The following is a 17,752-nucleotide window of genomic DNA, read 5'->3' as shown; positions in this document are numbered from 1 at the left end:
GTCAGCGGCCCACCAAGGGCGCGTACCCGACCTAGGAGATTCGGCGATCATGACCGACAACCTGTCCGACCCCACCCCCGTACCCCAGGTATGGCCGACGCTGCGGGCCCACGACGCCCGGGCCCTGATCCGCTTCCTGGTCGAGGCGTTCGGCTTCGAGGAGACCGTGGTCTACGGCGAGGGGGAACGTGTCGAGCACGCCCAGCTCTCCTGGCCGGAAGGCGGCGGCATCATGTTCGGCTCCGTCAAGGACGCGGACCAGGACCGCTGGCCGCTGCGGCCGGGGACGTTCGGGGCCTATGTGGTCACCGATCACCCCGACGAGCTGTGTGCCCGCGCCCGAGCGGCCGGGGCGGAGATCACCGATGAGCTGACCGACACCGAGTACGGGTCGCGGGGCTTCGGCGCCCGCGACCCGGAGGGCAACCGCTGGTCGTTCGGTACCTATCGCGGTGAGCCGCGGAAGGCCTAGCGGGCGCACCGGCGTCCGTCAGCCGCGGATGAGCTCCACCGCGCGGCTGAAGTGGGCCACCGGCCCGACCGGGCCGGACTCATCGGGGTGGGTGGCGCCGCGGGTCAGTGCGAAGCCCGCCCACAGGCCGGCAACGATCAATGCCAGCACGACGGTGTTCCGCGTACGGCGGCCGGCGTTCGTCCTGGGCTGCATGGTCAACTCCCCTTTGGTGTGGAGCCCTCCCCGGCTCCCTGCCTCTATTCACCCATGGGATCCACGCCGATCCGTACGCGGCAGGTATGGACCCTTGTCAGACTTGAGGCGGACCCGACAGCAGCCCGGGGTCCCTCTTTCGACAGAGGCGGGGCCCGTTGCGGGAAAGGGTTTGCCGCGGCCGGCCGGGCTGCCTACGGTCGGCGAAATGAGCAGCGAAATGATCATTCGACGCTACGAGGCCTCCGACCAGGGTGTGGTCACCGATCTGTGGGCCCGGGCCGTACAGCAGGCACATCCGTTCCCCGACGGGGAGGGCCGGGGCGAACGCGCCCGGATCCTCCCTCAGATGGACCTCGCCGCAGCGGAGAACTGGGTCGCGGAGCGGGAGGGAACCGTCGTCGGGCTGCTGGGAGTGCTGCGCGACGGGTCCGGCCGCGGGAGCGGGGACGGAGGTGCGGTCGGTGGGTTGTTCGTGGCACCGGAAGCCCAAAGGGCCGGGATCGGGCGGGAGTTGGTGGAGCATGCGGCGGCGGTGCACGGTGCGCTGACCCTGGAGGTCTTCGAGGAAAACGACCTCGCCCGCGGCTTCTTCACGCACCTGGGCTTCATGGAGTGCGGGCGGCGGACGGACGAGGAGACCGGCCGTCCGCTGGTCGTCCTGGAGCGGTCCGCGCCACTGCATTCGGTGAGCTGGCTGCATGTGCGCGACGGGCGGCTGCTGAGCGTACGGACACGGGGGAACGACACGTTCTACCTCCCGGGCGGCAAGTACGAGCCCGGGGAGACCGCACGGGAGGCGTTGTCGCGTGAGCTCCGTGAGGAGCTCGGCCTGGTGGTGCCCGTCGAGGAGCTGTCGGAGGCGTTTGTCATCCATGCCGTCGCCCATGGCAAGAACGGGCGCCGGCTGCGCATGACCTGCTTCACCGGCGGGCCCCAGGACATCGCACCGGCCCCCGGACGGGAGATCGCGGAGTATGCCTGGTTCGACCGCCGGGAGGCGCGGGAGCGCTGTGCCCCCGCCCATGCGCAGGTCGTGAACCGTCTGGTCGCCCAGGGGCGGATGCCGGGCTGAGAGCGCGGCCGGGCCGCCGGTCGGGACGAGGATCCGCCCGCCGGCCCGGCCGCAGCTCGGCCGCATCCACGGGCCTCGGCAGCGCCTCTACCAGGACATACGTCCGCCGCGTTGTCCGCATCGCGGAATGAAGTGTCGGACGCATACCTGTTGTATCTATCCTGTGTGCATGCCCTCCGCCGCCACGCCCACCGCTCCTGTCAGAGAGCCCGCCAAGCAGCCGCCCGCCGCCGAACGGGTCTATGCGCACATCAAGGACGCCGTCCTGGACCGCCGCTACGAGGGCGGGATGCTGCTCACCGAGGGTGAGCTGGCCGACGCGATGGGGGTGTCGCGGACGCCGGTGCGTGAGGCGCTGCTGCGGCTGGAGGTCGAGGGGCTGATCAAGCTCTACCCGAAGAAGGGCGCCCTGGTGCTGCCGGTCTCCGCGCAGGAGATCGCGGATGTCGTCGAGACCCGGCTGCTGGTGGAGAAGCATGCCGCGGCCAAGGCGGTGCCCGTGAGCGAGGCGCTGATCGGCGAGCTGACCGAGCTGCTGGAGACGATGCGGGAACAGGCCGCATCCGGTGATCTGACGGCCGTCTCCGTCACCGACCGCGCCTTCCATGCCGCCATTGTGCGCAGCGCCGGCAATCAGATCCTGGAGCGCCTCTACGAGCAGCTGCGCGACCGCCAGTTGCGGATGGGGGTCGCGGTGATGCACGCCCACCCGGACCGGATCGCCAAGAACATCACCGAACACGCGGAGATCCTCGAGGCCCTGCGGGCAGGGGATGCGGACGCCGCGACCGACGCCGTGCAGCGGCACGTCAGCTGGGTCCGTAACCTCGCGCAGGGAGACGTGCGATGAGCGGTGGTGCCGGAAGTGCCAACGGCTCCGGTATAGGCGGCGGCTCCGCCCGGTTGCTGCCCGCCGACCCGCCCGGCGGCCGTAAGGCCATGGCGGTCTGGGGCATCGGCGTGGCGGTCTACTTCGTCGCGATCACCTACCGCACCAGCCTCGGCGTGGCAGGCCTGGACGCCGCCGAGCGCTTCCACATCAACGCCTCCGCGCTCTCGACGTTCTCCATCCTTCAGCTGCTGGTGTACGCGGGGATGCAGATCCCCGTCGGCCTGATGGTCGACCGGCTCGGCCCCAAGAAGGTGCTGACCCTCGGCGTCGTGCTCTACACCGTCGGCCAGTTCGGCTTTGCGCTCTCCTCGTCCTACGCCATGGCGCTCGGCTCCCGGGCGCTGCTCGGCTGCGGGGATGCGATGACCTTCATCAGCGTGCTGCGGCTGGGCTCCCGGTGGTTCCCGGCCCGCCGCGGCCCGATGATCGCGCAGATCGCCGCGCTCGTGGGCATGGCGGGCAACCTGATCTCCACGCTCATCCTCGCCCGCTTCCTGCACACCTTCGGCTGGACGCCGACCTTCGCCTCCAGCGCCGCCGGCGGCATCGTCGTGCTGATCGTGCTGCTGCTCTTCCTCAAGGACCACCCCCAGGGCTTCGAGCCGCCGCCCGCACCCACCGAGCACACCGGCGCCGGGTTCGTGCGCCGGCAGATCGTGGACGCCTGGCGGGAGCCCGGGACCCGGCTGGGCATGTGGGTGCACTTCACCACTCAGTTCCCCGCGATGGTGTTCCTGCTGCTCTGGGGCCTGCCGTTCCTCGTCGAGGCGCAGGGCCTGTCGCGCGGCACCGCCGGTGAACTGCTCACCCTCGTGGTGCTCTCCAACATGGCGGTGGGCCTGATCTACGGCCAGGTCATCGCCCGCCACCACGCGGCCCGTACGCCGCTGGCTCTGGGCACCGTCGGCGCCACGGCTCTGATGTGGGCGGTCGTTCTGTGCTGGCCGGCCGATCATGCGCCGATGGGGCTGCTGATCGCGCTGTGCACGGTGCTGGGCGCCTGCGGCCCCGCCTCGATGATCGGCTTCGACTTCGCGCGGCCCGCCAACCCGCCGGAGCGTCAGGGCACCGCGTCCGGCATCGTCAACATGGGCGGCTTCACGGCCTCGATGACGACCCTGTTCGCGATCGGCGTCCTCCTGGACGCGACCGGCGACAACTACCGGATCGCCTTTGCCTCGATCTTCGTGCTGGAAGCGACCGGGGTCTCCCAGATCCTGCGGCTGCGGCGGCGCGCGGCGCGGCGCGAGCGCGAACGGCTGGTCGTCAGCCGGGTCGAGGCGGTCCACGTTCCCGTGTGAGGACCGCGGGCCGCACGGTCGGCGGCCGGGTCCGTTTCACGTGGAACGGACAGGCCTGTTTCACGTGAAACGGCTCACTCCGGGGCCAACTGCTCGTGGGTCGGCCGACGGTCAGGGCACGGGGTGGGGCAGCCCCACCGGAACCGCCCTGCTACGGCGTGACGGCGAGATTGTCCAGGATCGACTGGGCCAGCGCATTGTCGCCGTCGATCTTGATCTGTTCGGCGACGGCTGCCGGGCGGACCCGGCCGCAGGCCAGCTGGTGGAAGGTGTCCCAGTCCAGGGCGAGCGTCACGGTCGGGCCGAGCGAGACGCTGCCGTCGATCGTGGCCTTGCCCTCGGCGTCGAGGCGGACCGTGCGCAGGAATTCCAGCGGCCCGCTGACATCGAAGACCACGGCAGAATCGGCGGGTGCCTGGGCCCTCTTGGCCACGATGCCGGGCAGCGCCTTCACCAGCAGATCGCGGGTCACATACGCGCCGGGGGAGTCGAGATTGCCGGGCTTGCCGAGTACCCGGCGCAGGTCCTGCTCATGGACCCAGACGTCGAAGGCCCGCTGCTGCAGGACGAATTCCAGCGAACGGTCCTCACCGAGCGGGCTGCGCACCACGGCGTCCGGCTGACGGGACTCGTTGCGCAGCTGCCGGGAACGGCGGATGACGGTGTATTCGAGCTCGCTGAGCATCTCCGGCGCGGTGTGGTGCCGTCGGACGTCGACCTGCACCTCCATCCGTCGCGCCGATTCGCTGCGTACGTGGTAGAGGTCGCGCGGCAGCGTATGGATCGGCCGAGGGTCGCCCAGCATTTCGCATTCCAGGCCGATGACATGGGAGACCACATCGCGAACAGACCATCCTGGGAGGCCCGTCGCCCCGTTCCACTCGCCCTCGACGAGCGGAGTGACCAGCTCGGTTATCGCTTCTATGGAGTGAGTCCAGGCATCGATGGAGGACTGAAGGCTGGGATGGACGGTCACGGGACCCCTCGGACGGTTCGTACGCGGGCTGCTGTCTGTGCAGTTAAGTTACGCTCCGCACGGGCACCCCGGCAGTGCTTTCGGGTGACCATCGTAGGCCGATGCTTCCGGGCCGCAGAGGGGTGCGCCGTACGGCAGCGGCCCTCGCTGCTCAGTCGTCGCCGCGTTCCCGTTCCGCCAGCCGGATCACACACACCGCGACGGCGATCAGCAGCGCCGGGCCCGCGTCGTCCCGTACGACGTTGACCACATAGGTGTCACCTACGGTCAGCCAGCGCCGCGAGATCTCCGCGAGCAGTTCGCCGTCGTACTCGACCGCGAACTCCCGGTCCAGGATCTTTCCGCTGACATCCAGCTCGGTGCCGTCCACCAGCGCGACGCGGTAGTGGTTGCGCAGCAGCGAGAGCCGCTTGCGCTTGATGGTGGCCAGCGGCTTGTCGTCCCGCTCGATGGTCATCGTGTCGCGCACGCTGAGCATCTTCTTGCGGATGGTGATCAGCACCCGCCGCTCGGTGTCCTTCAGCTCGAAGGTCTCCCGAAGCCGCAGCGCCTTTCCGTCCACGAGGAAGGCGTGCCGCCCGTGCTCGTCGTCGATCCAGTAGTCGTCGCCGATGCCGAAGATACGGTCGCGCACCACGTACTTGCCCGAGTGCGGGGGCGGTCCCCCGGGAGATTGCTGCATGGCTGACGTGTTCCCGCGGGGACCTGCGGAATGTGCACGCACCGGAGTGACGTTGAATGTGCACATGGCTTCACGTGCACGCGTCCGAGCCCCCGAGCTGATCGGCAAGGGTGGCTGGCTGAACACCGGTAACAAGGATCTCACCCTCTCCGACCTGCGAGGACGCATCGTCGTCCTGGATTTCTGGACGTTCTGCTGTGTGAACTGTCTGCACGTCCTGGACGAGCTGCGGGAGCTGGAGGAGCGCCACCGCGACACCGTCGTGATCATCGGTGTGCACTCCCCGAAGTTCGTGCACGAGGCCGAGCACCAGGCGGTCGTGGACGCCGTGGAGCGCTACGGAGTCGAGCACCCGGTCCTCGACGACCCTGAGCTCGCCACCTGGAAGCAGTACGCGGTCCGGGCCTGGCCGACGCTCGTGGTGATCGACCCCGAGGGCTATGTCGTCGCCCAGCACGCCGGCGAGGGCCATGCGCACGCCATCGAGAAGCTCGTCGAGGAGCTGGAGGCCGAGCACGCGGCGAAGGGCACGCTGCGCCGCGGCGACGGCCCCTACGTCCCGCCGGAGCCGGTGGCCGGCGATCTGCGCTTCCCCGGCAAGGCGGTCCGGCTGCCCACCGGCAGTTTCCTCGTCTCGGACACCACCCGGCATCAGCTCGTGGAGCTGGCCGCGGACGGCGAGCGGGTGCTGCGGCGGATCGGCACCGGCGAGCGCGGTCTGACTCCGGACTCCTTCAACGAACCGCAGGGCCTGGCGCTGCTGCCCGACGGACGGGTGGCCGTCGCGGACACCGTCAACCACGCCATCCGCGTCTTCGACCCGGAGACCGGTGCGCTGGAGACGGTGGCCGGCACGGGGAAGCAGTGGTGGCAGGGCTCGCCGACGTCCGGACCGGCGCGTGACGTGGATCTTTCCTCGCCGTGGGACCTCGCCTGGTGGCAGGACCGGCTGTGGATCGCCATGGCCGGGGTGCACCAGCTGTGGATCTACGACCCGGCCGCAGACACGGTCGAGGTCGCGGCCGGCACGACCAACGAGGGGCTGGTGGACGGGCCGGCGGCCGAGGCATGGTTCGCCCAGCCGTCCGGCCTCGCGGCGGCCGGCGACCGGCTGTGGATCGCGGACTCGGAGACCAGCGCCGTCCGCTGGGCGGAGCGCGCCGAGGCGGGCGACGGCTATGTGATCCGTACGGCCGTCGGCACCGGCCTCTTCGACTTCGGGCACCGCGACGGCGCGGCCGAGGAGGCGCTGCTGCAGCACCCACTGGGCGTGACCGCCCTGCCCGACGGCTCGGTCGCCATCGCGGACACCTACAACCACGCACTGCGCCGTTTCGACCCCGCGACGGGCGAGGTGACGACGCTGGCGACGGATCTGCGCGAGCCCTCCGCCGCGGTGCTCGTCGACGACGACATCGTGGTGGTGGAGTCGGCGCGGCACCGGCTGACCCGGCTGCGGCTGCCCGAGGAGGCGGTCCGGGTCGAGTCGGTGGCGCACCGCACCCAGCGCGCGGCCACCGAGGTCGCCCCCGGCGCGCTGCGGCTGGACGTGGTCTTCCAGGCGCCGGCCGGCCAGAAGCTCGACACCCGTTACGGCCCCTCGACGCGGCTGGTGGTCAGCGCGACACCGCCGGAGCTGCTCGCCGAGGGCGCGGGCGCGGGCACCGATCTCGCCCGGGACCTGGTGCTCGCGGACGGGCTGACCGAGGGGGTGCTGCATGTCTCGGCGATGGCCGCGTCCTGCGACGACGCCCCGGACATCGAATACCCCGCCTGTCATGTGCACCAGCAGGACTGGGGCGTCCCGGTCCGGATCGCCGAGGGCGGAGTGTCCCGGCTGGGGCTCGTGCTGGCGGGGCTGGACGCCGAGTAGGAGCGAGCTCCCGGGCCCGTCGGCCGGGCCCGGGAGGGCCGGGGCGACCGGCCCGGCGGCGGGATGCTGCGCGGGTGCGGCCAAGGCTCGATCCGATGGATCAGGACGCTCGCGACGCCTGCCCGTCGGACAGCCCTTGGCGCCCGGCTGATCCCGGCTAGTTCCCGACGCCGCCGGCCAGTTGAGCTCCGTGAATGCTCGAGCTCCAGTTGGTGACCTTGCTCTTGCCGACCGAGATGTTGAGGCGCTTCTCGGCGAAGTTGACGGTGACCGGACCGTGGGTGACGGAGCTCGCCGAGATGCCCATGAAGTCGATGGTCACCGACTTCTGCCCGGTGCCCTTGGTGGCTGCGGTGGTGGTCGGGATGACCGCGTAGGCGTAGCCGTGGGCGGGCACGGTGATGCGGGTGCCGTCGAGGTGGCCGGGCGTGCCCTGCAGCAGGGGCAGCGGGTCCTTGGCGTTGTTGAAGCGCAGCAGCGGCGCGTTGTAGAGCTTGCAGTCGCGGCTGCTGGAGTTCTTGAACTTCACCGCCACATGGCTCTTCGGGCCGGTCTGCTGGGAGAACGTGACCTTGTACGTGCTGGGGTAGCAGTCGGGCACCCGCCGGGACGTCGCTGCCCCCGCGCCCGCCGCGGCCGCACCCCCGCCGGTGATCCTGCGCTTCTTGCTCTTCGAGAACGAGGAGGAGGACTTCTTCGACTTCTTCGAGGAGTGGCTGTTGCAGCCCGTCAGCGCGAGCGAGCCGACCAGTCCGAGGGCCAGTGCGGCGTACGCGGCGGAACGGCTGCGGGAGCGGCGTGCGGTCATGGGTGGGTCCCCCAGTGGAGTGCTGCAGTCAGCGCGGTGTGTCTGTCATGGCACGGCCACGATATCCATTGCCGGTCGAGGCGCCAGGGTGGGTTCACGGAGCCCACTGTCCATACGGCGTCATAGCAGGTCAGATGGGTTGTGCGGAGTCAAGGACGGTCTGTGGAGCAGGGGTGAAGATCACCTTGTGGGCGGGGCGGGATCACCCCCTGGGCGGCGCCTGAGATCACTCCGGGCAGGTGGGCAGCTCGGTGTTCTCCAGCTGTTCCGGGCGAATACGGATGCCGGGTACCCACACCTGCTTGCCGTCGTGATCGACCCGGAACCACATGCTGCTGTGCCCGCCCACCTCGTCCGTGACCGTGACCCCATTGGCGATCCGGCAGACGGCGCGCAGGACGTCTCCGTGCCAGACATGACCCACGATGTTGGAGCGGCGATAGAGCCGGGACGGGTCGCCGGCCAGGCCGAGTGAGCAGTCCTCGGTGCGCCGGTGCTGACAGTCCCGTTCGATGTTGTGGACGGTGATCCGGGCGGACCCGGTGGCCGATGCCGCGGCCTGCGAGCCCTGCGACCGGCCGTCGCCGTCGCCGTCCGAGGTGCCGTCGGGGCCGGTCAGGGCCGGTACGGCCAGCGCCGCCGCGGCGACCACCACGACGGCCCCGAGCGCGGCGAGCACCGGCCGCAGCCGGTGCCGCCCGGCCGTCGGCGTGGCTCCGGCTGCGGGGCCGGCTGCGGAACCGGTCCCGATGGTCTCCGCCTCGGGCGCCCCGTCCCGCTGCGTCGGCGCTTCCCGCGCGTCCGACGCCACTGCTCCCGCCTCGTCCGGATCCGCCGTTCCCCGCTCGCCGGAGTCAGCCGACTCCAGGGCGCGGTGCAGCAGTTCGACAAGGGCGGGCAGCCGGTCTTCACCGGTGAAGGAGAGCTTGCACCACTGCACCAGCAGTCGTTCGTCCGGCAGGCTCTGGCCGCGCAGATAGCGTGAGAGGGACGAGCGACTGGCGGGCAGCCGGCCCTCCAACTGCTTGAGGCTGTAGCCGAGTTCGCCGTGCATGCGGCGCAGGGCGGCGACGAAGTCGCGCACCGGGCCGGAGAGTTCGTCGGGCAGAGGGGCTAAGGGCTTACGGCGGACATGAGGGCCGTGGTTCTGATTGCCAGGCACGTCTCGCATTTCAGCACAGCGGGCATGCGTGCGCGAGGGGCACTTCCGCTCCCCTGTGGCGGAAGTGCCCCTCGTTACGCGATCCGGATCGCACCCGGATCGGATGGTGACGTTTCACGTGAAACAGCGTGAGGTCCTGCGTCGTTCCCGGTGGCCCGTGACGAGGTCAGTCGCCGAACTTCACGGGGCGGTAGGGCTTGAACTCGGCGTCGCCGCCGGGCAAGCCGTAGGTCAGCGCCCGGTGGTCGGTGCCATGCCCGCCGCGCTGCTCGTAGGCGGTGTACGAGGAGTGCGCGTCGTTGTTCCACTTCTCGAAGATCACGACATGGCGGGTGTTGTTGTCGCCCGCCGCGTCGATGAGCAGGTCACCGGGCTTGAGCTCGCCCAGCGAGATGGGTCGGGTGAGGTTGCGGTTGGTGGCCAGGCCCACGGTGTTGGTGCCGGGCGTCGGCAGCCCGAGCGCCATCGAGGCGTAGCCCGAGCAGTCCTGGCGGTAGCCGTCCTTCCAGGTCTTGGCCTGGCTGTACGGGACCTGGGAGCCGTTGTTGGCGGTCAGCCAGGTGGCGGCGCGCTGCAGCGCTTCCTGGCGGGAGCCGCCGGGCTGCGGCTGTCCGCCGCCGCCCTGGACCGGAACGCCCGGCAGCCGGTCCTGCGGGATGTCCACCGCGACCACGCTGAGGAAGCCGCTGACCGGGCCGGTGAGGTGGGCCATGAAGGTGGAGCAGGAGCTGCCCTCGCACACCTTGTGGCCGGTGTCGACCTGGTAGTCGGCAGTGACACGGTCCTGCCCCGGCGCCGTCTTGTTGATCATTCCGACGGCGGGGGAGTTGGTGTCGGCGGTCGCGTGCACCACCCAACGGGTGCCCCAGGTGGGGAAGTCGGCCGCCGCCGCGGCCTGCCGTACGGAGCCGGTGCTCGCGGTGCGAGAGGTGAGGGCGGTGAGGGCGGAGCCGGTGGCGGTGGTGTCGCGGGAGAGCTCGGTGGCGGCCGCCGCGGGCCCGCCGGCGGCTGCGGTGCCCGTCTCACTGCCGTGGGCGAACCCCGTGAACCCGGTGACGCCGATCCCGACAGCGGCGATCGTGGGCAGGACCGTGCGCAGTACGGCCCTGCGGAACGGGGACCGCTTCCCGCTCGCGGACCGCCGCCGACTCGTCGGTGCTTCAGAAGGCGCGGGGGTGGTGGTGTCCGCCGGGTGCGCGCTGCTGTGCTCGTACATGCCGATTCCCCTCCGTAGACGGCCGGTTGGCCGATCGGTGAGCCGCCGGTTGGTCTGTCCGCGGCGACGGGATCCATCGTCGAGCGGGATTCGGGCACCGGCCGGAGGTTCCTCGTCTCATGAGATGTCCCGGCCGTGCGCACGGCTGTGACCTGCGGAGACGCACGGGGGCCGGGACAGGACGAGCCACGGTGCGGGACATGACGGGACGCCGGACACGCGAAAGGGCGCCCGCTGGGGGATTGCGGGCGCCCTGGTTCAGGGGGTTCTTCGCGTGGGTCGTGTCGGTCGCGTCGACCGGGGGTGGCCGGAGGCGGTCAGGTATCGGCAAGGACCGGTCTCGGGAGACGGATGTCCCGCCGGGAGCCGCAGTCGCTCAGCCGCCGCCGTTCGGCCCGCCCCGGATCACCGGACGCGGCTCACCAGGCCGCTGCCTCGCTCGCGTCGGACTGCCAGTACGTCACCCACGCGCTGTCGTCCACGTACACCGAGCCGCCGGGGAGCGCCACCGACGCCGAGCCGCCGATGCTGCCCTTGCCGTCGCGGCCGGGGAGGCTGATGGACAGCGACCGCATGGTGCGGCCGTTGCGGCCGGAGCCGTCGGCGGACGAGGTCTGCACGCCGGCGTAGCCGGACTCGCCGGGGGCGAGGGTGACCACGGCCTGCGGCCTGCTGTCCGGCAGTTCGTCGAGCGTGGACTGCGTCTCGTCGAACCGCAGGTTGGGGACGGAGTAGAGGTCGCAGAGGGCGCCGGAGGTGTTGGTGGCCTCCAGCAGCAGGTGGTTGACCGGCCGGGTCAGCGGCCTGACGACGATACGGATCTTCGCGGCGTCGCAGGCGGTGTGCCGGACGCCGGGGACGCCGCCGGACCTGCCCCGCGGGCCCGTACCGGTGGCCTTCGTGCCCACAACCGTTCGGGCGCCGTTGCCGCCGTGCCCCGCGGACGCCTGCTCCGCCCGGCCGCTGCCGGTGTGCGTGCCGCCCTGCGCGATCTCCGCACCCTGCGCGTTCGGGGCCTCAGGGCCCTGGGGCGCCGGGTTGAACGGCTTGGCGGCGCTGGTCTGCAGCGCGTTGTCCTGGCCGCCGCAGGCGGTGAGGGTGAGCGCGGCGACGGCGGTCAGCCCGGCCGCGGCGATCCGCAGCGTACGGCGGCGCACGCCATGGGACCCGCGAGGGGCACCGGCGGCGGTGCCGGCGCCGGTCTCGATGACGGCTTCGGAGTGCGTGTGGCTGCGCGGCATATCCGGTCTCCCCCGTGCGGTGGTCCGTACCGCCCCTGCGGTACGTCCTGCGGTCCGGCCCGGTCTGTCCTGCGGCCTGACACCAGATTGCCGCCCGCCGCTGCCGTGCCACTAACGTGCGCCTAACGTTCCCGCCTCCGGGGCGGGGCGCTCGGCCACGGTTCAGCCGCGGCCGTCGCCCCCCTTGCTCCCGTCGTCCGTTCCGCTCGTGCCCCCCTCGCCGCTCTCACCGCGCTCATCGCGCGCGAACAGCTGGGTCAGCGTGCTGATCGTGTAGACGTCGGTGGCCTCTTCGTCCACCAGATGCATCTCGGTGAGCCGGTCCAGGCCGTCCTGGGTGCGCTCCGGGTCGTACCCGGCGAGCGCCGCCGCCAACGACGCGTTGAGGTGCCCGTCCGCGCTGGTCGCCAGCGCGCTGAGCAGCTGTGCGTCGTCCGCCGAAAGCCGCGCGACGGACATCCGCAGCGCCGCCGCGATGCCGGTGTCCTCCGCCGACAGCAGCGCCAGCCGCCGCCGTTCGTCGCGCAGCGCCGCCGCCAGCCGGGCCAGCCGCCAGCGCGGCCGGGCGGTCAGCTGGGCGGCCGCGGCCCGCAACGCCAGCGGCAGTCCGTCGCACAGGTCGACCAGTTCCCGCGCGGCGGCCGGGTCCTCGGCGACCCGGTCCGGACCGAGCATGGCACCGAGCAGCGCCGCGCCCTCCTCGTGGCCGAGCGTCTGGATGCCGACCGGCCGGGCGCAGTCGGTGGCGACCAGACCGTCGAGACGGCTGCGGCTCGTGACGACCGTGGCGCAGTGCTGACCGCCGGGCAGCAGTGGCCTGACCTGCGCCGAGCTGCGCGCATTGTCGAGGACGACCAGCAGCCGGCGCTCCGCGACCAGCGACCTGAACAGCGCAGAGGCCGCCTGCGCCGAGCCCGGCACCCGCTCCGGCGGGGTGCCGAGCGCCAGCAGGAAGTCGCGCAGGATCTCGGCCGGCGGCGCCTCGTCGCCCTCGCCGAAGCCGCGCAGATCGGCGAAGAGCTGCCCGTCGGGGAAGGCCCCGGCGTGCAGATGCGCCCACTGCACGGCGCAGGCGGTCTTGCCGACACCGGCAGGACCCGCCACCACCGCGAGCGGACTCTCGCCCGTCGTACGGTCCATCAGCACCGTCGTGAGGGAGGAGAGTTGGTCCTCCCGGCCCAGGAAGCGGGCGGGCGGCCGGGGCAGCAGCCGCGGTGCCGCACCGGCTCGCCCGGTGCCGGACCCGCCACGTGCGCCGTCCGTCGTGCCCGACCCCGTCCGGTCGCCACCCGGCGCACCAGGGCCTCCGGGCGCCTCGTCCCGACCGGCGATCCCCTGGACGGGCACCCGGCTCTCCCCGTCAACGGGCCCTGCTCCCGTGCCCGTTGCGGAAGGGCCCTCCCCGGACGTACCGGGGCGACCGCCTGCGGAAGCCGCACCGGAGCGGGCCCCCGCGGACGGCGTCCCGCCCGAAGCGGAGCCCGCTCCACGCGCCCCGCCCGCAGGCTTCGCCGCGGCAGGCTGTCCCCCGCCGGCCGCCTCCGCCCGCAGGATCTCCTCGTAGGCGTTGCGCAGCCGCTCGCCGGGATCGACGCCCAGCTCCTCGTTGAGCAGCCGCCGGGTGCGGTGGAACCACTCCAGCGCATCGGACTGCCGGCCCGTTTGGAACAGCGCCCGCATCAGTCCGGCGATCAGCCCTTCCCGCAAGGGGTGGTTGACCGCGGCGGAGTAGAGGACGGCGGCGGCCTGTTCATGCTCGCCGAGCGCGCCGTGCGCCCGTCCCAGCGCCTCCACGGCCGTCAGCCGGCGCTCCTCCAGCGCATGCGCGGCGGCCGCGAACGGCGGGCTGGTGACCGTGCCGGTCAGCGCGGGCCCGCGCCACAGCCCCAGCGCCTCGCGCAGCAGCGGGACGGCATCGGCCGGCGCCGCCTCGGGGCGCGCCAGCGCCACCAGCTCACCGAAGCGGTGGGCGTCGATCAACTCCTCCGGCAGTCGCAGCAGATAGGCGGAGCCATGGGTGGTCAGTTCGATGCCGTACGCCTCCGCACCGCCCTCGGCGAGCGTGGCGCGCAGCCGCGAGACATGCCCCTGGACGACCGTACGGGCGTGTTCGGGCGGCTCGTCCTCCCACAGGGAGTCGATCAACTGCTCCAGTGGGACGGTGGTGTTGGGCTGCAACAGCAGCAGCGCCAGTACACTGCGCCGTTTGGCGGGTCCGAGCGACAGCTCCGCGGAGCCGGTCGTCACGGAGATCGGACCGAGCAGTGAGAATTCCAACTCAGCCCTCCAGGAAGGCCGTCAGGGCGTTCGCCAGCAGATACGGGTCCTCGGTGCCGCACAGCTCGCGCGCCGAGTGCATGGACAGGATTGCCACGCCGATGTCGACCGTGGCAATGCCGTGCCGGGCCGCGGTGATCGGCCCGATGGTGGTTCCGCACGGCATGGAGTTGTTGGACACGAAGCTCTGCCACGGCACCCCGGCCCGCTCGCAGGCCGCCGCGAAGACTGCCCGTCCGCTGCCGTCCGTCGCATAGCGCTGGTTGGCGTTGACCTTGAGGATCGGCCCGCCGTTGGGCATCGGGTGGTGCCCAGGGTCGTGCCGTTCACTGTAGTTGGGGTGGACGGCGTGCCCGGTGTCGGACGACAGGCAGATGGTGCCGGCGAAGGCCCGCGCGCGGTCCTCGTACGAGCCGCCGCGGGCGAAGACCGAGCGTTCCAGCACCGTGCCGAGCAGCGGCCCGTCCGCGCCGGTGTCGGACTGGCTGCCGTTCTCCTCGTGGTCGAAGGCGGCCAGCACCGGGATGCAGGTCAGCTCGCTCCCGGCGGCCGCCGCCGCGGTGAGCGCGGCCGTACCGGCGTGCACCGACAGCAGGTTGTCCATCCGCGGACCGGCGACCAGTTCGCGGTCGCGGCCCAGATAGGCGGGCGCCTCGATGCTGTGCACCATCAGGTCCCAGCCCTTGATGTCGTCGGCCGGGACACCGGTCTCCTCGGCGACGAAGTCGATCAGATCGCCCTCGGCCACCTCGCCCAGGCCCCAGATCGGCGTCATATGGCGCTGCTTGTCCAGCTTCAGGCCGTCGGCGTTCACCGAGCGGTCGAGGTGCACGGCCAGTTGAGGCACTCTCAGCAACGCCCGGTCGACATGGACGAGCCGGTGGCTGCCGTCCGCGAGCGTCACCCGCCCGCTCAGCCCCAGGTCACGGTCGAGCCAGGTGTTGAGCAGCGTGCCGCCGTAGATCTCGACGGCGATCTGCCGCCAGCCGCGGGAACCAGTGTCCGGAATTGGCTTGACGCGCAAATTGGGAGAGTCGGTGTGAGCTCCGACAATTCGGTACGGAGTCGAGGCGCCGGCGCCCTCCGGCACGTACCAGGCGATGATCGCGCCGCCGCGCAGCACGTACTTCCCGCCGGTCCCGCCGTCCCATTCATCGACCTCGGCGACCTGCCGGAACCCGGCCTTTTCCAGCCGCTCCGCCGCATTCGCCACTGCGTGATAGGGCGACGGGCTTGCGGCGAGGAAGGACATCAGGTCGTCGGTGTGGCCGCGATCGAAGCGGGCGGAGTTGGTCATGGATTCAGCATAAGGAGCCGGACCCCGCATTCCCCGTGCGCATGCGTGGTGACTCCGCTCCCTTCCGGCCATGATTTCAGTATTCGGAACCCGAAACCCTTCTGGAGCGGGGCATTCCGGGTTTATGGGGCGATGCCCCGGCGTACGCCGCCTACCGTCCGCACCGCCCCCAGCGACTACGGCGGTCCCCCGCCCTGCCGCCCGCCGGACATGAGGGTGCCCGCCTCTCCGGGGGAAGAGAGGCGGGCACCGTCAGTCTGGACGGCTTCTCCGGAAGATTCCGGAGACACGCCGCCGCGGAAGGCTGCGGGAATCCGCTCCTAGAACGCGGCCTCGTCGAGCTCCATCAGCGACTGGTCGACGGACTCGGCCAGACCGCGCTGGACGCCGACGCCCGGCAGGACGTTGTGCGCGAAGAACTTCGCCGCGGCGATCTTGCCGGTGTAGAAGGGCTTGTCCTTCGCCGAGGCGCCGGCCAGCTTCTCCGCGGCCACGGCCGCACCCTTGAGCAGGAGGTAGCCGATGACGACGTCGCCGGAGGCCATCAGCACGCGGGTGGTGTTCAGGCCGACCTTGTAGATGGACTTGACGTCCTTCTCGGTCGCCGCGAGGTCGGTCAGCATGGCGCCGACGATCGCCTCCAGGTCGGCGGCGGCCTTGGCCAGCTCGCCGCGGGCCTGCTCCAGCTCCTCGCCGCCGATGTTGTCGGCGAGGAACTTCTTGATCTCGTCGGAGAGGGCGGTGAGGGCCTGGCCCTGGTCGCGGACGATCTTCCGGAAGAAGAAGTCCTGGCCCTGGATCGCGGTGGTGCCCTCGTAGAGGGTGTCGATCTTGGCGTCCCGGATGTACTGCTCGATCGGGTACTCCTGCAGGTACCCGGAGCCGCCGAAGGTCTGCAGCGACTGCGCCAGCTGCTCGTAGGACTTCTCCGAGCCGTAGCCCTTGACGATCGGCAGCAGCAGGTCGTTGAGGCGGATCGCGGCGCTCGCGTCCTCGCCCGCGGTCTCCTTGACGATGATCTCGTCCTGGACCGTGGCGGTGTAGAGCACCAGGGCGCGCATGCCCTCGGCGTACGCCTTCTGCGTCATCAGCGAGCGGCGCACGTCGGGGTGGTGGGTGATGGTGACGCGCGGGGCGGTCTTGTCGGTGAAGGCCGCGAGGTCCGGGCCCTGCACCCGCTCCTTGGCGTACTCCAGCGCGTTGAGGTAGCCGGTGGAGAGGGTGGCGATGGCCTTCGTGCCGACCATCATCCGGGCGAACTCGATGATCTTGAACATCTGGCGGATGCCGTCGTGCTTCTCGCCCAGCAGCCAGCCCTTGGCCGGGTGGTTGGCGCCGAAGGTCATCTCGCAGGTGTTGGAGGCCTTCAGGCCCATCTTGTGCTCGACGTTGGTGGCGTAGGCGCCGTTGCGCTCGCCCAGCTCGCCGGTCTCCCAGTCGAAGTCGTACTTCGGCACGATGAAGAGCGACAGGCCCTTGGTGCCCGGACCGGCACCCTCGGGGCGGGCGAGGACGAAGTGCACGATGTTCTCGGACATGTCGTGCTCACCGGAGGTGATGAAGCGCTTGACGCCCTCGATGTGCCAGGTGCCGTCCGCCTGCTGCACGGCCTTGGTGCGGCCGGCGCCGACGTCCGAACCGGCGTCCGGCTCGGTGAGCACCATGGTGGAGCCCCACTGCTTGTCCACCATCAGCTGGGCTATGCGGTGCTGCTCCTCGGTGCCCTCCTCGTGGAGGACGCCGGCGAAGGCGGGGCCGGACGCGTACATCCACACGGCCGGGTTGGCGCCCAGGATCGTCTCGGCGAAGCCCCACAGGAGGGAGCGCGGCGCGGTGGTGCCACCGAGCTCCTCCGGGATGCCCAGCCGCCACCACTCGGCGTCCATGAAGGCCTGGTAGCTCTTCTTGAAGCTGTCCGGGACCGGCGCGGTGTTGGTGTCCGGGTCGAAGACCGGCGGGTTGCGGTCGGTGTCGGCGAACGACTCGGCCAGTTCGTTCTCGGACAGCCGGGCGATCTCGGACAGCACGCTCTTGGCGGTGTCGACATCCATCTCCGCGAACGGTCCGGTGCCGTACACGCTGTCACGGCCGAGCACCTCGAAGAGGTTGAACTCGATGTCGCGGAGATTCGACTTGTAGTGCCCCATGGATACGGCTCCGTAAGGGTTCGGGAGGGAGGACCTCAAACGCAAATACCAGCAAGTAGCAAGTGCCTACGATGATGCTACCCACCGGTAATAAGAATCAACCCCTACCGCCCATCTGTGACGAGCGTCCCCCGGCGA

General features: G+C 71.1%; 15 protein-coding genes. 5 read left to right on the top strand and 10 right to left on the bottom strand.

Annotated features, from left to right (window positions below; all coding sequences use genetic code 11):
• Window positions 1-49 precede the first annotated feature (49 nt).
• Complete coding sequence (locus Scani_RS35855) at window positions 50-472, top strand: VOC family protein (protein WP_159481842.1); 423 nt, start codon at window positions 50-52, stop codon at window positions 470-472.
• A gap of 18 nt (window positions 473-490) precedes the next feature.
• Here Scani_RS35855 and Scani_RS40145 read toward each other — a convergent pair whose 3' ends face one another.
• Window positions 491-667, bottom strand: a complete 177-nt coding sequence (locus Scani_RS40145; RefSeq protein WP_167538176.1) for a hypothetical protein — start codon at window positions 665-667, stop codon at window positions 491-493.
• Between the two features lie 208 nt (window positions 668-875).
• Between Scani_RS40145 and Scani_RS35850 the strand changes: the two genes are divergently transcribed.
• The 3 genes from Scani_RS35850 to Scani_RS35840 all read left to right on the top strand — a co-directional run bounded on the left by Scani_RS35850 (window position 876) and on the right by Scani_RS35840 (window position 3,935).
• Complete coding sequence (locus tag Scani_RS35850; RefSeq protein WP_159481841.1) at window positions 876-1,742, top strand: GNAT family N-acetyltransferase; 867 nt, start codon at window positions 876-878, stop codon at window positions 1,740-1,742.
• A 169-nt stretch (window positions 1,743-1,911) separates the two neighbouring features.
• On the top strand, window positions 1,912-2,592 hold the full coding sequence (locus tag Scani_RS35845; RefSeq protein WP_159481840.1) for a GntR family transcriptional regulator: 681 nt from the start codon (window positions 1,912-1,914) through the stop codon (window positions 2,590-2,592).
• Window positions 2,593-2,681: 89 nt separating this feature from the next.
• Complete coding sequence (locus tag Scani_RS35840) at window positions 2,682-3,935, top strand: MFS transporter (protein ID WP_167538215.1); 1,254 nt, start codon at window positions 2,682-2,684, stop codon at window positions 3,933-3,935.
• Between the two features lie 151 nt (window positions 3,936-4,086).
• Here the strand turns inward: Scani_RS35840 and Scani_RS35835 are convergent, their stop codons facing one another.
• Window positions 4,087-4,911, bottom strand: coding sequence for a maleylpyruvate isomerase family mycothiol-dependent enzyme (locus Scani_RS35835; RefSeq protein WP_159481838.1), 825 nt, complete (start codon window positions 4,909-4,911; stop codon window positions 4,087-4,089).
• A gap of 151 nt (window positions 4,912-5,062) precedes the next feature.
• Window positions 5,063-5,593 (bottom strand): LURP-one-related/scramblase family protein, encoded by a 531-nt coding sequence (locus tag Scani_RS35830; RefSeq protein ID WP_159481837.1) that lies wholly within the window; start codon window positions 5,591-5,593, stop codon window positions 5,063-5,065.
• A gap of 64 nt (window positions 5,594-5,657) precedes the next feature.
• On the opposite strand from Scani_RS35830, the gene Scani_RS35825 reads away from it, so the two are divergent.
• A complete protein-coding gene (locus Scani_RS35825) occupies window positions 5,658-7,466 on the top strand; it encodes an NHL domain-containing thioredoxin family protein (RefSeq protein WP_159481836.1) in 1,809 nt (602 codons plus the stop codon).
• Window positions 7,467-7,623: 157 nt separating this feature from the next.
• On the opposite strand, the gene Scani_RS35820 is transcribed toward Scani_RS35825, so the two are convergent.
• The 7 genes from Scani_RS35820 to Scani_RS35790 all read right to left on the bottom strand — a co-directional run bounded on the left by Scani_RS35820 (window position 7,624) and on the right by Scani_RS35790 (window position 17,614).
• Window positions 7,624-8,274 (bottom strand): DUF4232 domain-containing protein, encoded by a 651-nt coding sequence (locus Scani_RS35820; protein WP_159481835.1) that lies wholly within the window; start codon window positions 8,272-8,274, stop codon window positions 7,624-7,626.
• Between the two features lie 226 nt (window positions 8,275-8,500).
• Window positions 8,501-9,445 carry a helix-turn-helix domain-containing protein gene (locus Scani_RS35815; RefSeq protein WP_159481834.1) on the bottom strand — a complete coding sequence of 315 codons (945 nt, stop codon included), beginning with the start codon at window positions 9,443-9,445 and terminating at the stop codon, window positions 8,501-8,503.
• A gap of 157 nt (window positions 9,446-9,602) precedes the next feature.
• On the bottom strand, window positions 9,603-10,652 hold the full coding sequence (locus Scani_RS35810; protein ID WP_159481833.1) for an NlpC/P60 family protein: 1,050 nt from the start codon (window positions 10,650-10,652) through the stop codon (window positions 9,603-9,605).
• Between the two features lie 419 nt (window positions 10,653-11,071).
• On the bottom strand, window positions 11,072-11,893 hold the full coding sequence (locus Scani_RS35805; protein ID WP_159481832.1) for a DUF4232 domain-containing protein: 822 nt from the start codon (window positions 11,891-11,893) through the stop codon (window positions 11,072-11,074).
• A gap of 162 nt (window positions 11,894-12,055) precedes the next feature.
• A complete protein-coding gene (locus Scani_RS35800; RefSeq protein WP_159481831.1) occupies window positions 12,056-14,170 on the bottom strand; it encodes an AfsR/SARP family transcriptional regulator in 2,115 nt (704 codons plus the stop codon).
• Window position 14,171: 1 nt separating this feature from the next.
• Entirely contained in the window at window positions 14,172-15,467 is a 1,296-nt protein-coding gene (locus Scani_RS35795; RefSeq protein WP_159481830.1) for a M18 family aminopeptidase, read from the bottom strand.
• Window positions 15,468-15,787: 320 nt separating this feature from the next.
• The gene (locus Scani_RS35790) at window positions 15,788-17,614 is read right to left on the bottom strand and encodes an acyl-CoA dehydrogenase (RefSeq protein WP_159481829.1); all 1,827 of its coding nucleotides are present in this window, start codon (window positions 17,612-17,614) and stop codon (window positions 15,788-15,790) included.
• Window positions 17,615-17,752: the final 138 nt, after the last annotated feature.

This window comes from Streptomyces caniferus (genome assembly GCF_009811555.1).
Lineage (GTDB): Bacteria > Actinomycetota > Actinomycetes > Streptomycetales > Streptomycetaceae > Streptomyces > Streptomyces caniferus.
Note: the sequence above shows the minus strand (reverse complement) of the source record. Positions and strands in the feature narration are given on the sequence as shown.

What these genes read in the sequence shown, in the direction of transcription:
- Scani_RS35855 (WP_159481842.1), top strand. Translation starts at nt 50, where the DNA reads ATGACCGACAACCTGTCCGACCCCACCCCCGTACCCCAGGTATGGCCG.
- Scani_RS40145 (WP_167538176.1), bottom strand. Translation starts at nt 667, where the DNA reads ATGCAGCCCAGGACGAACGCCGGCCGCCGTACGCGGAACACCGTCGTG.
- Scani_RS35850 (WP_159481841.1), top strand. Translation starts at nt 876, where the DNA reads ATGAGCAGCGAAATGATCATTCGACGCTACGAGGCCTCCGACCAGGGT.
- Scani_RS35845 (WP_159481840.1), top strand. Translation starts at nt 1,912, where the DNA reads ATGCCCTCCGCCGCCACGCCCACCGCTCCTGTCAGAGAGCCCGCCAAG.
- Scani_RS35840 (WP_167538215.1), top strand. Translation starts at nt 2,682, where the DNA reads ATGGCGGTCTGGGGCATCGGCGTGGCGGTCTACTTCGTCGCGATCACC.
- Scani_RS35830 (WP_159481837.1), bottom strand. Translation starts at nt 5,593, where the DNA reads ATGCAGCAATCTCCCGGGGGACCGCCCCCGCACTCGGGCAAGTACGTG.
- Scani_RS35825 (WP_159481836.1), top strand. Translation starts at nt 5,658, where the DNA reads ATGGCTTCACGTGCACGCGTCCGAGCCCCCGAGCTGATCGGCAAGGGT.
- Scani_RS35820 (WP_159481835.1), bottom strand. Translation starts at nt 8,274, where the DNA reads ATGACCGCACGCCGCTCCCGCAGCCGTTCCGCCGCGTACGCCGCACTG.
- Scani_RS35815 (WP_159481834.1), bottom strand. Translation starts at nt 9,445, where the DNA reads ATGCGAGACGTGCCTGGCAATCAGAACCACGGCCCTCATGTCCGCCGT.
- Scani_RS35810 (WP_159481833.1), bottom strand. Translation starts at nt 10,652, where the DNA reads ATGTACGAGCACAGCAGCGCGCACCCGGCGGACACCACCACCCCCGCG.
- Scani_RS35805 (WP_159481832.1), bottom strand. Translation starts at nt 11,893, where the DNA reads ATGCCGCGCAGCCACACGCACTCCGAAGCCGTCATCGAGACCGGCGCC.
- Scani_RS35795 (WP_159481830.1), bottom strand. Translation starts at nt 15,467, where the DNA reads ATGACCAACTCCGCCCGCTTCGATCGCGGCCACACCGACGACCTGATG.
- Scani_RS35790 (WP_159481829.1), bottom strand. Translation starts at nt 17,614, where the DNA reads ATGGGGCACTACAAGTCGAATCTCCGCGACATCGAGTTCAACCTCTTC.